Source organism: Micromonospora sp. NPDC050795, assembly GCF_044456785.1.
Lineage (GTDB): Bacteria > Actinomycetota > Actinomycetes > Mycobacteriales > Micromonosporaceae > Micromonospora.
Genome location: NZ_JBITGE010000040.1, coordinates 1 through 13,401 on the forward strand (window position 1 = coordinate 1; position 13,401 = coordinate 13,401).

Consider the following 13,401-nt stretch of genomic DNA (forward strand, 5'->3'; position numbering starts at 1 on the left):
GGCCGTGGTCGCGAACATCGCCGGGACCAGCACCGACACCGACGGTGTGAGCCACTCCTACGAAGGCGGGCACTACATCAGCGTCGTCGGCTACCGCGACAACGGCAGCACCGTCACCATCGCCGACTCCGCCGACCCCAACCAGGCCGCCTACCAGATCAGCGTCGAACACCTCGCCGACTGGATCGCCACCCGCGGCTACGCCACCAGCTGACCCACCCGAGCACACCACATGACCGAAGGGCCGGACCCCCACAAAGGGCCCGGCCCTTCGGCATGACCTCAGTCGGTGGCGAGGACGGCCAGGATCTGCTCGCCGTACTTGGCGAGCTTTTTCTCGCCGACCCCGCTGACCTTGGACAGGTCGCCCAGCGTGCTGGGCGCGTCGCTGGCGATCTGTCGCAGTGTCGCGTCGTGGAAGATGACGTACGCCGGGACGCCCTGTTCCTTGGCGGTGGTCGCGCGCCAGGCTCGCAGCCGCTCGAAGAGCGACGCGGCGGCCGGGGTCAGCTCGGCCACGACGGTGGACGCGCCGCGCGGCTTCGATGAGCGGCTCGATGCCGGCTTCTCCGGCTCGCGGCGCATGGTGACCGTACGGCGGCGAGCGAGGACGTCGGCGCTCGCCTCGGTCAGCGCCAGCGTGCCGTAGTCGCCCTCGACGGCGAGGAGCCCTTCGGCGAGCAGTTGCCGGACCACGCCCCGCCACTCGGCCTCGCTGAGCTCGGAGCCGATGCCGAAGACGGTCAGGGAGTCATGACCGTACTGGCTGATCTTGTCGGTCTGCTTGCCGAGCAGGATGTCGATGCAGTGCCCGGCGCCGAAGCGCTGGTTGCGTTCGCGGTCGAGGCGGAAGACGGCGGAGAGCAACTTCTGGGCGGCGACGGTGCCGTCCCAGGACTCCGGTGGGGTGAGGCAGGTGTCGCAGTTGCCGCACGCCGCCGTCGTCGTCTCGCCGAAGTATTCGAGCAGTTGGACCCGCCGGCAGCGCACCGTCTCGCAGAGGGCGAGCATCGCGTCCAGGTGTGCGGCCAGGTTGCGGCGGTGGGCGAGGTCCCCGTCGGACGTCTCGATCATTTTGCGTTGCTGGACCACGTCCTGAAGCCCGTACGCCAGCCAGGCGGTGGACGGCAGGCCGTCACGGCCGGCGCGGCCGGTCTCCTGGTAGTAGCCCTCGACGGACTTGGGCAGGTCGAGGTGGGCGACGAACCGCACGTCGGGCTTGTCGATGCCCATGCCGAAGGCGATGGTGGCCACCATGACCAGGCCGTCTTCCCGCAGGAAGCGCTGCTGGTTGCGGGCGCGGGTGCCCGCGTCCAGCCCTGCGTGGTACGGCAGCGCGGCGACCCCGTTGGCGGTGAGGAACTCCGCCGTCTTGTCGACCGAGGCACGGGACAGGCAGTAGACGATGCCGGCGTCGCCGGGGTGCTCGTCGCGCAGCAGGGTCAGCAACTGCTTGCGGGGCTCGCGCTTGGGCACGATCCGGTACTGGATGTTGGGCCGGTCGAAACTGGCCACGAAGTGCCGGGCGTCGTCGAGTTTGAGTCGGGTCGCGATCTCGGTGCGGGTGGCGCTGGTCGCGGTGGCGGTCAGGGCGATGCGGGGCACCTGCGGCCAGCGTTCGTGCAGCATCGAGAGCGCGAGATAGTCGGGGCGGAAGTCGTGCCCCCACTGGGACACGCAGTGCGCCTCGTCGATCGCGAACAGGGAGATGCGACCCCGGTCGAGCAGGGCGAGGGTGGATCGGACGCCGAGCGCCTCGGGGGCGAGGTAGAGCAGGTCCAGTTCGCCGGCGACGAAGGCGGCCTCCACCCGTCGCCGGGCGTCCAGGGTCTGGGTCGAGTTGAGGAACCCGGCGCGTACGCCGACCGCGGTGAGGGCGTCCACCTGGTCCTGCATGAGCGCGATCAGCGGGGACACGACGACGGCGACCCCGTCGCGGACCAGGGCCGGGATCTGGTAGCACAGGGACTTGCCGCCACCGGTGGGCATCAACACCAGCGCGTCGCCGCCATCGACCACGTGGTCGATCACGTCCTGCTGGAAACCACGGAACGCGTCGTAGCCGAACACCCGGCGCAGCGCGTCGAGGGCGCCGGAGGCGCTACGCAGGTCGGTGGGAGAAGCCATCCGGGGAGTCTACGAGGCGACCCCGACAGCGCCCGCCCGGCGCACCCGGGTCGGGTGGGCCGGACGGGCGGGGCGGTCAGCCGGGCTGGCTGGACCGGTTGGCCAGTCCGCGCGGCGGGGCCTTCATCCCGACCACGATGTCGACGATCTCGATGTAGCGGGCCTTGTTGCCCATGCGGAAGGCGGTGGCCGCCGCGTTGATCTCCTCCAGGGTGTCGGCCTCGACCATGGTGACCTGGTCGTACGTGCCGTTCACCCCGGTGCAGACGACGTGGGTGAGCTGCTTGGCGAAGCGGCCCAGATCACGGGCGTGCTCGGCGGAGATCTCATGGATGCCCTCACGTCCGAGGGCGAAGTACTCGGGGTTGATCCGCATGAACAGGAAGCCCACGTACTTGTTCTTGTCCGCCAGGTCGTGCATCGCACCCTCCCAGATATCGGCCTTGACCTGCGGTTATCGCAAGAAGCGTATAGACAGTCACTGATCATCATCAAGGGTGCGCACTGTCGGGAGCGCGACCGCCGCGCGCTCGGTGTGCGCCGTCCGGCCACGGGTGCCGGGTGGCGACCGGGTGGCGGGATAGAGTCGCTGATTGACCAATCGCGGCCGAGGGCGGCCGCGGCGCCACGGCTTGGGGGTACGGGTGAGCGAGGCGCGCACAGCCGGGGACCGGATCGACGGCCCGGATGCCAATGACGAGCAGGCGGCGACTGAGTCGGAGACCACCCTGGTGGTGGTCACCGGCCTCTCCGGGGGTGGCCGCAGCACTGTGGCCCGGGCGTTGGAGAACGTCGGCTACTACGTCGTGGACAACCTGCCGCAGGCCCTGATGCTGGACATGGCCGAGCTGGCGTTCAAGGCGGGCGGCGCGGCTCGGCGTACCGCGATGGTGCTGGACGTGCGGTCGCGGGCCTTCTCCACGGACCTGGCCGGGGCGATCCGGGAGCTCAAGGAGCGCGGATTCTCGCCCCGGGTGGTCTTCGTCGACGCGGACGACGAGGTGCTGATCCGGCGGTTCGAGAGCGTTCGCCGTTCGCATCCGTTGCAGGGTGACGGGCGGCTGGCCGACGGTATCGCCGTGGAGCGCGGCCTGCTGGAGGAGGCCCGTGACCAGGCCGACGTGATCATCGACACCAGCCACCTGAACGTCAACCAGCTCCGGCGCCGCATCGAGGAGCTGTTCGGCGGCGAGGACGCCCGCCGGCTGCGGGTCACCGTGTTGTCGTTCGGCTTCAAGTACGGCCTGCCACCGGACGCCGACTTCGTGTTGGACGCCCGCTTCCTGCCCAATCCGTACTGGGTGCCGGAGCTGCGGGAGCACACCGGGCGGGAGGAGGCGGTCAGCGCGTACGTGCTGGGCCAGGAGGGCGCGGACGCCTTCGTCGCCTCGTACGCCGACCTGGTCAACGCCACCACGACCGGCTTCGAGCGGGAGGGCAAGCGGTACCTCACGGTCGCCGTGGGCTGCACCGGCGGCAAGCACCGCAGCGTGGCCATCGCCGAGGAGTTGGCCAGCCGACTGCGTCACTCGGGGTTGGCGGCGAACGCCCAGCACCGCGACCTGGGGCGGGAATGACGGCCCGGCGGGTGGTGGCGTTCGGCGGCGGGCACGGTCTGTCCGCCTCGTTGCGTGCGCTGCGCCACTGCGCTCCCGAACTCGACCTCGACATCACCGCGGTGGTCACGGTGGGTGACGACGGTGGTTCCAGTGGTCGGCTGCGGGCCGAGCGGGGCGGCCTGCCGCCGGGCGATCTGCGCCAGGCGTTGGTGGCCCTGGCCGGTGACCACCCGGCCACCCGGCGCAGCGCCGGGCTGTTCCAGCACCGCTTCGCCGCCGCGCCGGTGGGCGTACCCGGATCCGGCGCGACCGGCCGGGGCCCGGCGGCGGGCGGCGACGCGGGCCGGGACGGCGCGGCTTCGCGCGGCACCGACGGGGCGTCGGCCGGCACCGACGGTCTGACCGGGCACGCGGTGGGCAACCTGGTGCTCTGCGGCCTCATGGAGCTGCTTGGCGACCCGGTGGCAGCGCTGGAGCACGCCGGCGCGATGCTCGGCGCCGTGGGCCGGGTGCTGCCGATGTCCCGTCAACCGGTCGGCATCGAGGCGCGGGTACGCGGCGCCGACCCGGCCGCCCCGGACGACGTGTGCACCGTCAGCGGCCAGCACCAGGTGGCCGTGACCACCGGGCGGGTCGAGTCGCTGCGCCTCACCCCGAGCGCCCCACCGGCGTGTGCCGAGGCCATCGAGGCGATCCGGGCGGCCGATTGGTTGATCTTCGGGCCGGGCAGCTGGTACACGAGTGTGCTCCCGCACCTGCTGGTGCCGCAGTTGGCCGACGCGATCGTGTCCACCTCGGCCCGGCGGCTGGTCACGCTGAACCTCGCCGCGGAGAAGGAGACCCTGGGGCTCTCCGTCGCTGATCATCTCGCGGCACTGCACTGGTACCTGCCCGAACTCAAGGTCGATCTTGTGCTCGCCGACGCCAAGGCGGTGGGTGACCCCGAACCGGTCGAACGTGCGGCAGAATCGCTGGGTGCCCGCCTGGTCCTCGCCCCCGTCGCCGTTGTCGACGGGACTCCCCGCCATGATCCGGTTGCCCTGGGCGCCGCGCTGGTGCCTGTCCTGGGCGCCGATCGTTAGACACGTACGTAATCTCCGGCGACACGCCGGAACAGGTCCGTGAGGGGACGCACAATGGCGATGACGGCCGCGGTCAAGGACGAGCTGAGTCGGGTCGACGTGCCCAAGCCCTGCTGCCGGCGGGCGGAGATGGCCGCGCTGCTGCGCTTCGCCGGCGGGCTGCACATCGTCTCCGGCCGCGTGGTGGTGGAGGCGGAACTGGACACCGGGGCGGTCGCCCGGCGGCTGCGCCGGGAGATCGCCGAGGTCTACGGCTACCCCAGCGAGATCCACGTGCTGGCCTCCGGTGGGCTGCGCAAGGGCAGCCACTTCATCGTGCGGGTGGTCAAGGACGGCGAGGCCCTCGCGCGGCAGACCGGCCTGCTCGACGTGCGGGGTCGCCCGGTGCGGGGGCTGCCCCCGCACGTGGTGGCGGCCAACGTCTGCTGCGCGGTCTCCGCGTGGCGGGGCGCGTTCATGGCCCACGGCTCGCTCACCGAGCCCGGCCGCTCCAGCGCGCTGGAGATCACCTGCCCGGGGCCGGAGTCCGCGCTGGCGCTGGTCGGCGCGGCCCGCCGCATCGGCATCACCGCGAAGAACCGCGAGGTACGCGGGGTGGACCGGGTGGTCGTCAAGGACGGCGACGCGATCGCCGCGCTGCTCACCCGGATCGGCGCGCACTCCAGCGTGCTGGCCTGGGAGGAACGTCGGGTACGCCGCGAGGTGCGGGCCACCGCCAACCGGCTCGCCAACTTCGACGACGCCAACCTGCGCCGCTCGGCGCGGGCGGCGGTCGCCGCGGCCGCCCGGGTCACCCGTGCGCTGGAGATCCTCGCCGACGAGGCGCCCAACCACCTGACCGACGCCGGTCGGCTGCGTCTGGAGCACCGGCAGGCGTCGCTGGAGGAACTGGGCGCCCTGGCCGACCCCCCGCTGACCAAGGACGCCATCGCGGGGCGGATCCGCCGGCTCCTGGCGCTGGCCGACAAGCGGGCCCGCGACCTTGGCATCCCGGATACGGAAGCGGCAGTCACGCCCGACATGCTCGTGGTCTGATAGGACGGTGGGGCCGCACGGTGCGCCCGGGAGCGCGACCCGGCGCAGCGTGGTCTCGCACGCTCGGATAAGGTCGCTGAGTACGGCAAGGGGGCCGACACCGGCCTTTCTCGTCGTGCCCACCGCCTCGGGCGGTCAGGTCCTCAGACCGCGCGGCGGGGTGGCCGAGATGAACCGTCGACGGCCGGCTCCAACGGTCGGCGCACACCATTCCCGCCGGCCCGTTGTCTGAAGCCGGCGGACCAGAACGCGAGGAGATGGGACCTGTGACCATCCGGGTTGGCATCAGCGGCTTCGGCCGAATCGGCCGTAACTTCTTCCGGGCAGTGCTGGCGTCTGACGCCGACATCGAGGTCGTGGCGGTGAACGACCTGACCGACAACGCCACGCTCGCCCACCTGCTCAAGTACGACAGCATCCTCGGTCGCCTGCCGTTCGAGGTCAAGGCCACCGCCGACGAGATCACCGTCGGTGGCAAGACCATCAAGGCGTACGCCGAGAAGGACCCGTCGAAGCTGCCGTGGGGCGAGGTCGGCGCCGACGTCGTCATCGAGTCGACCGGCTTCTTCACCGACGCCACCAAGGCCAAGGCGCACGTCGACGGTGGGGCCAAGAAGGTCATCATCTCCGCCCCGGCGAAGAACGAGGACGTCACCGTCGTCATGGGTGTCAACCACGACACCTACGACCCGGCGAAGCACACCATCATCTCCAACGCCTCGTGCACCACCAACTGCCTCGCGCCGATGGCGAAGGTCCTGCACGACACGTTCGGCATCCAGCACGGTCTGATGACGACGATCCACGCGTACACCCAGGACCAGAACCTCCAGGACGCGCCGCACTCGGACCTGCGTCGTGCCCGGGCCGCCGCGCTGAACATCGTCCCGACCTCGACCGGTGCCGCCAAGGCGATCGGCCTGGTCCTGCCGGACCTCAAGGGCAAGCTCGACGGCTACGCCCTGCGGGTGCCGATCCCGACCGGCTCGGTCACCGACCTCACCGTCAACGTGGGTCGCGAGACCACCGTGGACGAGGTCAACGCCGCGCTGAAGGCCGCCGCGGACGGCCCGCTCAAGGGCATCCTGGTCTACAACGAGGACCCGATCGTCTCCACCGACATCGTGACCGACCCGGCGTCGTGCATCTTCGACGCGCCGCTGACCAAGGTCGTCGGCAACCAGGTCAAGGTCGTCGGCTGGTACGACAACGAGTGGGGCTACTCCAACCGCCTCGTCGACCTCGTCAAGCTGGTCGGTTCGTCGCTGTGAGCATCCGGACCCTCGACGACCTGCTCGCCGAGGGGGTGTCGGGTCGGCGCGTGCTGGTGCGCGCCGACCTGAACGTCCCGCTCGACAAGCAGACCGGTGCCATCACGGATGACGGGCGGATCCGCGCGGTGCTGCCGACCCTCGGCGCGCTGGTCGAGGCCGGCGCGAAGGTGATCGTCTGCTCGCACCTGGGCCGCCCGAAGGGCGCCCCGGACCCGCAGTTCAGCCTGGGCCCGGTCGCCGGGCGGCTCGGTGAGCTGCTGGGCGCGCCGGTGCACTTCGCCACCGACACCGTGGGTGAGTCGGCCCGCGCCACCGTCGCCGACCTGGCCGACGGCCAGGTCGCCCTGCTGGAGAACCTGCGTTTCAACGCGGGCGAGACCAGCAAGGACGAGGCCGAGCGGGGCGCCTTCGCCGACCAGCTGGCCGCGTTCGGCGACGCGTACGTGGACGACGCGTTCGGTGCCGTGCACCGCAAGCACGCCAGCGTCTTCGACGTGCCGGCCCGGTTGCCGCACGTCGCGGGCCGGCTGGTGCTGCGTGAGGTCGAGGTGCTCTCCAAGCTCACCGGTGCCCCCGAGCGCCCGTACGTCGTGGTGCTCGGTGGGTCGAAGGTGTCCGACAAGCTCGCCGTGATCGAGGCTCTGCTGCCCACTGTCGACCGGCTGCTCATCGGTGGCGGGATGTGTTTCACCTTCCTCAAGGCCCAGGGCCTGGAGGTGGGCACCTCGCTGCTGGAGAAGGACATGGTCGACACCTGCCGCAACCTGCTGGAGCGGGCCGACGGCAAGATCATGCTGCCGGTCGACGTGGTGGTGGCGGACGCGTTCGCTCCGGACGCGGCGCACGACACGGTGCGGGTCGACGGCATCCCGAGCCACCGGCTCGGTCTGGATGTCGGCCCGGAGACGGTGGCTGGCTTCAGCGCCGCGCTGTCCCAGGCGAAGACGATCTTCTGGAACGGCCCGATGGGCGTGTTCGAGATGCCGGCCTTCGCTGCGGGCACCCGGGGGATCGCCGAGGCGATCACCAAGGCCGACGCGTTCAGCGTCGTCGGTGGCGGTGACTCCGCCGCGGCCGTCCGTGCCCTGGGGCTGGACGAATCGTCCTTCGGGCACATCTCCACCGGTGGTGGCGCCTCCCTGGAATACCTCGAGGGCAAGACCCTCCCCGGCATCGCGGCCCTGGAGAACTGAATGTCGAGCACCACCCGCCGGCCGCTGATGGCCGGCAACTGGAAGATGAACCTCAACCACCTCGAGGCCAACCTGCTGGTGCAGAAGCTGGCGGCGAGCCTCACCGAGAAGCAGCTCACCGCCGTCGAGACGGTAGTGCTGCCACCCTTCACCGACCTGCGCACCGTGCAGACCGCGGTGGACGGGGACAAGCTGCTGATCGGCTACGGCGGGCAGGACCTCTCCCCGCACGCTTCCGGCGCGTACACCGGGGACATCTCCGGGCCGATGCTGGCCAAGCTCGGCTGCACGTACGTGGTGGTCGGGCACTCCGAGCGGCGGGCCTACCACCACGAGGACGACGCGCTGGTCAACGCCAAGGTCAAGGCCGCGCTGACGCACGGCCTGACGCCGATCCTGTGCGTGGGGGAGGGGCTTGACGTCCGCGAGCAGGGCACCCACGTGGCGCACTGCTCCGACCAGCTCGACGGGGGCCTCGCCGGGCTCACCCCCGAGCAGGTGCGGCAGGTCGTGATCGCGTACGAGCCGGTCTGGGCGATCGGCACCGGCAAGACCGCGACCCCCGACGACGCCCAGGAGGTCTGCGGGGCGGTGCGTCAGCGACTGGCGGAACGCTTCGACCAGGAGACCGCCGACCAGGTCCGGGTTCTCTACGGCGGGTCGGTCAAGGCGTCCAACATCGCCTCGATCATGGCCCAACCGGACGTGGACGGGGGCCTGGTGGGGGGCGCCAGCCTGGACGCCGAGGAATTCGCTCAGATCTGCAGGTTCCCGGAGCACCTCGCCCGCTGATCGCTCGGTATCCTTGACACCGCCCGTCCGCCGGTCGGTGCCGCCGTGCCCGATCAGACCGGGCGAGGATCGCTACGAGAGGAACTGACCCCAGCCATGCCGATCTGGTTCGCATACACGTTGATCGTGTTGCTGGTCATCACGAGCATTTTGCTCACCCTGCTGATCCTGCTGCACCGTGGCAAGGGTGGCGGTCTGTCGAGCATGTTCGGCGGTGGCGTCAGCTCCAGCCTCGCCGGCTCCTCGGTCGCCGAGAAGAACCTGGACCGCTACACCGTTCTGGTGAGCGTCGTCTGGTTCGCCGCCATCATCGGGCTCGGGCTCTGGCTGCGCCTCCAGATGAACAGCGGCGCCTGAGCAGGCTCAGTAAGTCGTACAATCTGCGCGCGGTTCGTCACTCGACGGGCCGCGCGCAGGCTTTTCTCCGCTGCACCGCGTCGCCCGCCGCTCCACCCCCGAAGACGGCGGGTCCCCTCCGACGACAGGAGCGAGCAGCCGTGCCGAATGGCAACGTTATCCGGGGAGCCCGGGTCGGGTCCGCACCGATGCGCCCCGACGAGCGGCACCAACCCGCCCCCCGACAGGACGTCACCTACTGGTGCCGTAACGACCACCGGGTCGACATCCGGATCGCCGCGGACGTCGAACCGCCGCCCCTGTGGGACTGCCCCCGCTGTGGCCTACCCGCCGGTCGGGACGCCCAGAACCCGCCAGGACGGGTCCGCGCCGAGCCGTACAAGAGCCACCTGGCGTACGTGAAGGAGCGCCGTACCGCCGAGGAGGGGGAGGCCCTGCTCGCCGAGGCGCTCGCCGCACTACGCCGTCGACGCGGCGAGTAGCGGGCTCCTCCGCCCGCTCAGCGCAGACTGCGCAGTCGGACGGGCACATCGGCTGCGGCCGTCCGGTCCAGCAACCAGCGGGTGCGGTTCACGCCGTGCACGCCGGCTGCCGGCAACTGCACCGGGCCTGCGCCGGCCAACGCCATACCCACCGCACGGGCCTTGTCGGCGCCGGCGGCCACCAGCCAGACCTCCTCGGCGGTGTTGATCGCCGGCAGGGTGAGGGTGGTCCGCGTCGGCGGCGGCTTGGGGCTGCCCCGCACCGCGCTCACCGGCCGGGTCTCGTAGCCCACCGGGTGCTCGGGGAAGACCGAGGCCACGTGGCCGTCCTCGCCGACGCCCAGCATCAGCACGTCGAAGTGCGGCACTGTGGCGTGACCGGGCCCGGCAGCGCGGTCCAGCTCCTGCGCGTACGCGGCAGCCGCCGCCTCGGGGTCGTTGCCGGCCGGGCCGTCCGAGGCCGGCATCGGGTGTACCCGGGCCGGATTCAGCGGCACCACGTCCAGCAGGGCGGCCCGGGCCTGCGTCTCGTTGCGATCCGGATCACCGGCGGGCAGGAACCGTTCGTCGCCCCACCACACGTCGACCCGGGACCAGTCCACCGCGTCGCGGGCCGGCAGCGTCGCCACCGCCCGGTAGACGGCCGCGGCGACCCGACCTCCGGTGAGCACCACCGAGGCTTCGCCCCGGTCGGCCTGGGCGTCGAGCAGCTTCACCAGCAACCGGGCCGCCACGGCCTGCGCCAGCAGGTCAGCGTCGGCGTGGACGGCGACACTCGCCTCACTCATGGTTGCGCCTTCGTTCGAGGACCGCGAGGCGGTCGCTGTCGTGCCCGGGGCGGTGTGCCCGAGGTGGTGGGGCGAAAACCCCGGAGATTGCGGGGCAGGGCCGGTGCGTACCGGCCCTGCCCGACGTTGTGCCCCGGCTGGGCTCAGCCCTCGCCGCTCGTGCCGACGTGCGCGGTCACCCCGGCCTCGGCGCGCTGTGCGGTGGCCGGATCCTTCCAGACGTGGACCCGCTGCGCGGGGCGCTGGTCCAGCCCTCGCAGCCCGACCGTCGCGCCCAGCGCCTCCGCGTACACCTGGTCGGCGTCCAGCCGGCGCAGCTCCTCGGCCAGTTCGTCGCCGAGCGGGCGGCGCACCAGCGGCAGGGCCCGGTCGTCCTGGCCCGTGCGCCGGAACACGGCCATGCTGTCCTCGCGGGTCAGCGTCAGCTGATCGCCGTTGGCGCAGCTGAGCTGCACCTCCCGCATCCGGGGGAACTCATTGCTGTCCACCCGGCGTGGGGTGATGCCGAGCCGGCTGGACAGCCAACCGGCCATCAGCGCCGCCGTCGGGTCAGTGGGAGGCGCGACGATCGTCGCCTCGGTGACCTGGGCGTTGGTGGTGTCGAACGCCCCGGCGACCAGGGTGCGCCACGGGGTGATCCGGGTCCACGCCAGGTCGGTGTCGCCCGGGGCGTAGTCCCGGGCCCGCTGCCGCAGCGCCTCCACCGGGTCGGCGGCCTGCGCGGAGTCGGTGATCCTCCGGTCGGCCACCACCCCGAGGAAGTCGGTGGCGATCTCCGCCGGCGGCTCGCCGTGCCACCAGGTGACCACCGGTACGTCGGGAACGAGTAGCGGCATCACCACCGACTCGGCGTGCAGGGCCAACCGGCCGTACATCCGGGTGACCACCGCCTCGCACGGGCCGAGCCGGCCACCGACCACGATCTCCGCGTCCAGTCGGTTGCGGTCCCGCTCGATCTCCGAGCGGACCACCACCACGAGGCGGCACGGGTGCGCCGCGGCGGCGATCGTCGCCGCGGCCTCAGCCTCCCGGACCCGCTTCTCGTCCACCACCACGATGAGGGTGAGCGCCATGCCGCTGGCCACCCCGCCGGCGCTGCGCCGCTCGGCGGCGAGCGCCTTGACCACCTCGTTGCCGGTGGTGTCCCACAGCCCGATCATGCTCGTCTCCAGGCGCGGCCCTCGCGGGCCAGCATCTCGTCGGAGGCCCGGGGGCCCCACTCGCCGGCCCGGTACGGCTCCGGGGTGGTGCCCTCCCAGGCGTGCTCCAGAGGGTCGATCACCTGCCAGCTCTGCTCGACCTCGGCCGCGTCCGGGAAGAGGGTGCGGTCGCCGATCAGCACGTCCAGCACCAGACGCTCGTACGCCTCGGGGCTGGACTCGGTGAACGCCTCGCCGTACTGGAAGTCCATCGCGATGTCGCGGACCTCCATGGTCGTGCCCGGCACCTTCGAGCCGAACTTGAGCACCACGCCCTCGTCCGGCTGCACCCGGATGACCAGCTGGTTGTTGCCCAGCGACTCCATGTCGGCGTCGTTGAACGGCAGGTGCGGCGCCTTCTTGAACATGATGGCGACCTCGGTGACCCGCCGGGGCAGCCGCTTGCCGGCCCGGATGTAGAACGGCACCTCCGCCCAGCGGCGGTTCTGGATGCCCAACCGCACCGCCACGTACGTCTCGGTGGTGGAGTCGGCGGGGACGTCCCGCTCTTCCAGGTAACCGACAGCGCGTTCGCCGCCGACCCAGCCCGGCAGGTACTGACCGCGGACGGTGTCCCGGGCGACGTCCTTCGGCAGGGTGATGGCCTTGAGCACCTTCAGCTTCTCGGCCCGGATCTCGTCCGCGTCGAAGCTGGTCGGCTCCTCCATCGCCACCAGGGCGAGGAGTTGGAGAAGGTGGTTCTGCAGCACGTCGCGGGCGGTGCCGACGGTGTCGTAGAAGCCGGCGCGGGTGCCGATGCCGACGTCCTCCGCCATGGTGATCTGCACCGAGTCGACGTACTTGGAGTTCCACAGCGGCTCGAACAGGTTGTTGGCGAACCGCAGGGCGAGGATGTTCTGAACCGTCTCCTTGCCCAGGTAGTGGTCGATCCGGAAGACGTCCTGCCGGGTGAACACGTCGTCGACGAGGTCGTTGAGCGCCTTCGCCGAGGGCAGGTCGTTACCGAACGGCTTCTCCACCACGACCCGGCGCCAACCGCCGGACTTGTCGTTGTCGGCCATCCCGGTGCGGGCCAACTGCTTGAGCACGACAGGGAACGCGGCCGGCGGGATGGAGAAGTAGAACGCCGCGTTGCCGGTGATGCCGTGGGTCTGGCGCAGATCGTCAAGCGTCGAGGCGAGGGTGTCGAAGGCGGCGTCGTCGTCGAACGAACCGCCAACGAACTTGATGTTGCCGGCCAGCCGCGCCCACACCTCGTCCCGCCACGGGGTACGGGCGTGCTTGCGGGCAGCCTCGCAGGCCAACGTCTCGAAGTCGCCGTCGCCCCAGTCCCGGCGAGCAAACCCGAGCACCACGAAGCCCGGCGGCAACAGCCCTCGGTTGGCCAGGTCGTAGACCGCAGGGAGCAGTTTCTTGCGGGCCAGGTCGCCGGTCACCCCGAAGATCACCAGAGCACAGGGCTCCGGGATCCGGGGCAACCGGCGGTCCTGCGGGTCGCGCAGCGGGTTCACCGAACCGCCTCCTCGCTCCGCCTCAGTCACGTCGTCCATCC

General features: G+C 71.3%; 13 protein-coding genes and 1 pseudogene. 9 read left to right on the plus strand and 5 right to left on the minus strand.

Features of this window, described 5'->3' with window-relative positions; genetic code table 11:
* Positions 1-214, plus strand: a pseudogene (locus tag ACIBEF_RS27530) (phytochelatin synthase); the annotation flags it as partial.
* 68 nt (positions 215-282) lie between these two features.
* Here ACIBEF_RS27530 and recQ read toward each other — a convergent pair.
* Together recQ and ACIBEF_RS27540 are read right to left on the minus strand one after the other, a co-directional pair.
* Positions 283-2,127 (minus strand): DNA helicase RecQ, encoded by a 1,845-nt coding sequence (gene recQ, locus ACIBEF_RS27535; protein WP_396796087.1) that lies wholly within the window; start codon positions 2,125-2,127, stop codon positions 283-285.
* 76 nt (positions 2,128-2,203) lie between these two features.
* Positions 2,204-2,548, minus strand: a complete 345-nt coding sequence (locus ACIBEF_RS27540; RefSeq protein ID WP_396796089.1) for a hypothetical protein — start codon at positions 2,546-2,548, stop codon at positions 2,204-2,206.
* Positions 2,549-2,801: 253 nt separating this feature from the next.
* Between ACIBEF_RS27540 and rapZ the strand changes: the two genes are divergently transcribed.
* The 8 genes from rapZ to ACIBEF_RS27580 all read left to right on the plus strand — a co-directional run bounded on the left by rapZ (position 2,802) and on the right by ACIBEF_RS27580 (position 9,901).
* Positions 2,802-3,704 (plus strand): RNase adapter RapZ, encoded by a 903-nt coding sequence (gene rapZ / locus ACIBEF_RS27545; RefSeq protein WP_396796155.1) that lies wholly within the window; start codon positions 2,802-2,804, stop codon positions 3,702-3,704.
* Positions 3,701-4,768, plus strand: coding sequence for a 2-phospho-L-lactate transferase CofD family protein (locus ACIBEF_RS27550; RefSeq protein WP_396796091.1), 1,068 nt, complete (start codon positions 3,701-3,703; stop codon positions 4,766-4,768). Before rapZ ends, ACIBEF_RS27550 begins: the two co-directional genes overlap by 4 nt.
* A 54-nt stretch (positions 4,769-4,822) precedes the next feature.
* Positions 4,823-5,803, plus strand: coding sequence for a DNA-binding protein WhiA (gene whiA / locus ACIBEF_RS27555; RefSeq protein ID WP_030337350.1), 981 nt, complete (start codon positions 4,823-4,825; stop codon positions 5,801-5,803).
* A gap of 266 nt (positions 5,804-6,069) precedes the next feature.
* Positions 6,070-7,074, plus strand: a complete 1,005-nt coding sequence (gap, locus tag ACIBEF_RS27560; RefSeq protein WP_396796092.1) for a type I glyceraldehyde-3-phosphate dehydrogenase — start codon at positions 6,070-6,072, stop codon at positions 7,072-7,074.
* Positions 7,071-8,270: a phosphoglycerate kinase gene (locus ACIBEF_RS27565; protein WP_396796094.1), complete on the plus strand. Its 1,200-nt coding sequence runs from the start codon at positions 7,071-7,073 to the stop codon at positions 8,268-8,270. Before gap ends, ACIBEF_RS27565 begins: the two co-directional genes overlap by 4 nt.
* Complete coding sequence (gene tpiA, locus ACIBEF_RS27570) at positions 8,271-9,062, plus strand: triose-phosphate isomerase (RefSeq protein WP_393227767.1); 792 nt, start codon at positions 8,271-8,273, stop codon at positions 9,060-9,062.
* 96 nt (positions 9,063-9,158) lie between these two features.
* Positions 9,159-9,419 carry a preprotein translocase subunit SecG gene (secG, locus tag ACIBEF_RS27575; RefSeq protein ID WP_121653040.1) on the plus strand — a complete coding sequence of 87 codons (261 nt, stop codon included), beginning with the start codon at positions 9,159-9,161 and terminating at the stop codon, positions 9,417-9,419.
* A 140-nt stretch (positions 9,420-9,559) separates the two neighbouring features.
* Positions 9,560-9,901, plus strand: a complete 342-nt coding sequence (locus ACIBEF_RS27580) for an RNA polymerase-binding protein RbpA (RefSeq protein WP_124853953.1) — start codon at positions 9,560-9,562, stop codon at positions 9,899-9,901.
* Positions 9,902-9,918: 17 nt separating this feature from the next.
* Here the strand turns inward: ACIBEF_RS27580 and pgl are convergent, their stop codons facing one another.
* The 3 genes from pgl to zwf form a co-directional block, all read right to left on the minus strand.
* Complete coding sequence (gene pgl / locus ACIBEF_RS27585) at positions 9,919-10,689, minus strand: 6-phosphogluconolactonase (protein ID WP_396796096.1); 771 nt, start codon at positions 10,687-10,689, stop codon at positions 9,919-9,921.
* Between the two features lie 143 nt (positions 10,690-10,832).
* Positions 10,833-11,849 carry a glucose-6-phosphate dehydrogenase assembly protein OpcA gene (locus ACIBEF_RS27590; protein ID WP_396796097.1) on the minus strand — a complete coding sequence of 339 codons (1,017 nt, stop codon included), beginning with the start codon at positions 11,847-11,849 and terminating at the stop codon, positions 10,833-10,835.
* On the minus strand, positions 11,846-13,399 hold the full coding sequence (zwf, locus tag ACIBEF_RS27595; RefSeq protein WP_396796098.1) for a glucose-6-phosphate dehydrogenase: 1,554 nt from the start codon (positions 13,397-13,399) through the stop codon (positions 11,846-11,848). The genes ACIBEF_RS27590 and zwf overlap by 4 nt, the downstream gene beginning before the upstream one ends.
* Positions 13,400-13,401: the final 2 nt, after the last annotated feature.

Bases quoted from the DNA above. Each gene is read 5' to 3' on its own strand.
- ACIBEF_RS27540 (WP_396796089.1), bottom strand. From the start codon at position 2,548: ATGCACGACCTGGCGGACAAGAACAAGTACGTGGGCTTCCTGTTCATG.
- tpiA (WP_393227767.1), top strand. From the start codon at position 8,271: ATGTCGAGCACCACCCGCCGGCCGCTGATGGCCGGCAACTGGAAGATG.
- secG (WP_121653040.1), top strand. From the start codon at position 9,159: ATGCCGATCTGGTTCGCATACACGTTGATCGTGTTGCTGGTCATCACG.
- recQ (WP_396796087.1), bottom strand. From the start codon at position 2,127: ATGGCTTCTCCCACCGACCTGCGTAGCGCCTCCGGCGCCCTCGACGCG.
- ACIBEF_RS27550 (WP_396796091.1), top strand. From the start codon at position 3,701: ATGACGGCCCGGCGGGTGGTGGCGTTCGGCGGCGGGCACGGTCTGTCC.
- whiA (WP_030337350.1), top strand. From the start codon at position 4,823: ATGGCGATGACGGCCGCGGTCAAGGACGAGCTGAGTCGGGTCGACGTG.
- ACIBEF_RS27590 (WP_396796097.1), bottom strand. From the start codon at position 11,849: ATGATCGGGCTGTGGGACACCACCGGCAACGAGGTGGTCAAGGCGCTC.
- zwf (WP_396796098.1), bottom strand. From the start codon at position 13,399: ATGGACGACGTGACTGAGGCGGAGCGAGGAGGCGGTTCGGTGAACCCG.
- pgl (WP_396796096.1), bottom strand. From the start codon at position 10,689: ATGAGTGAGGCGAGTGTCGCCGTCCACGCCGACGCTGACCTGCTGGCG.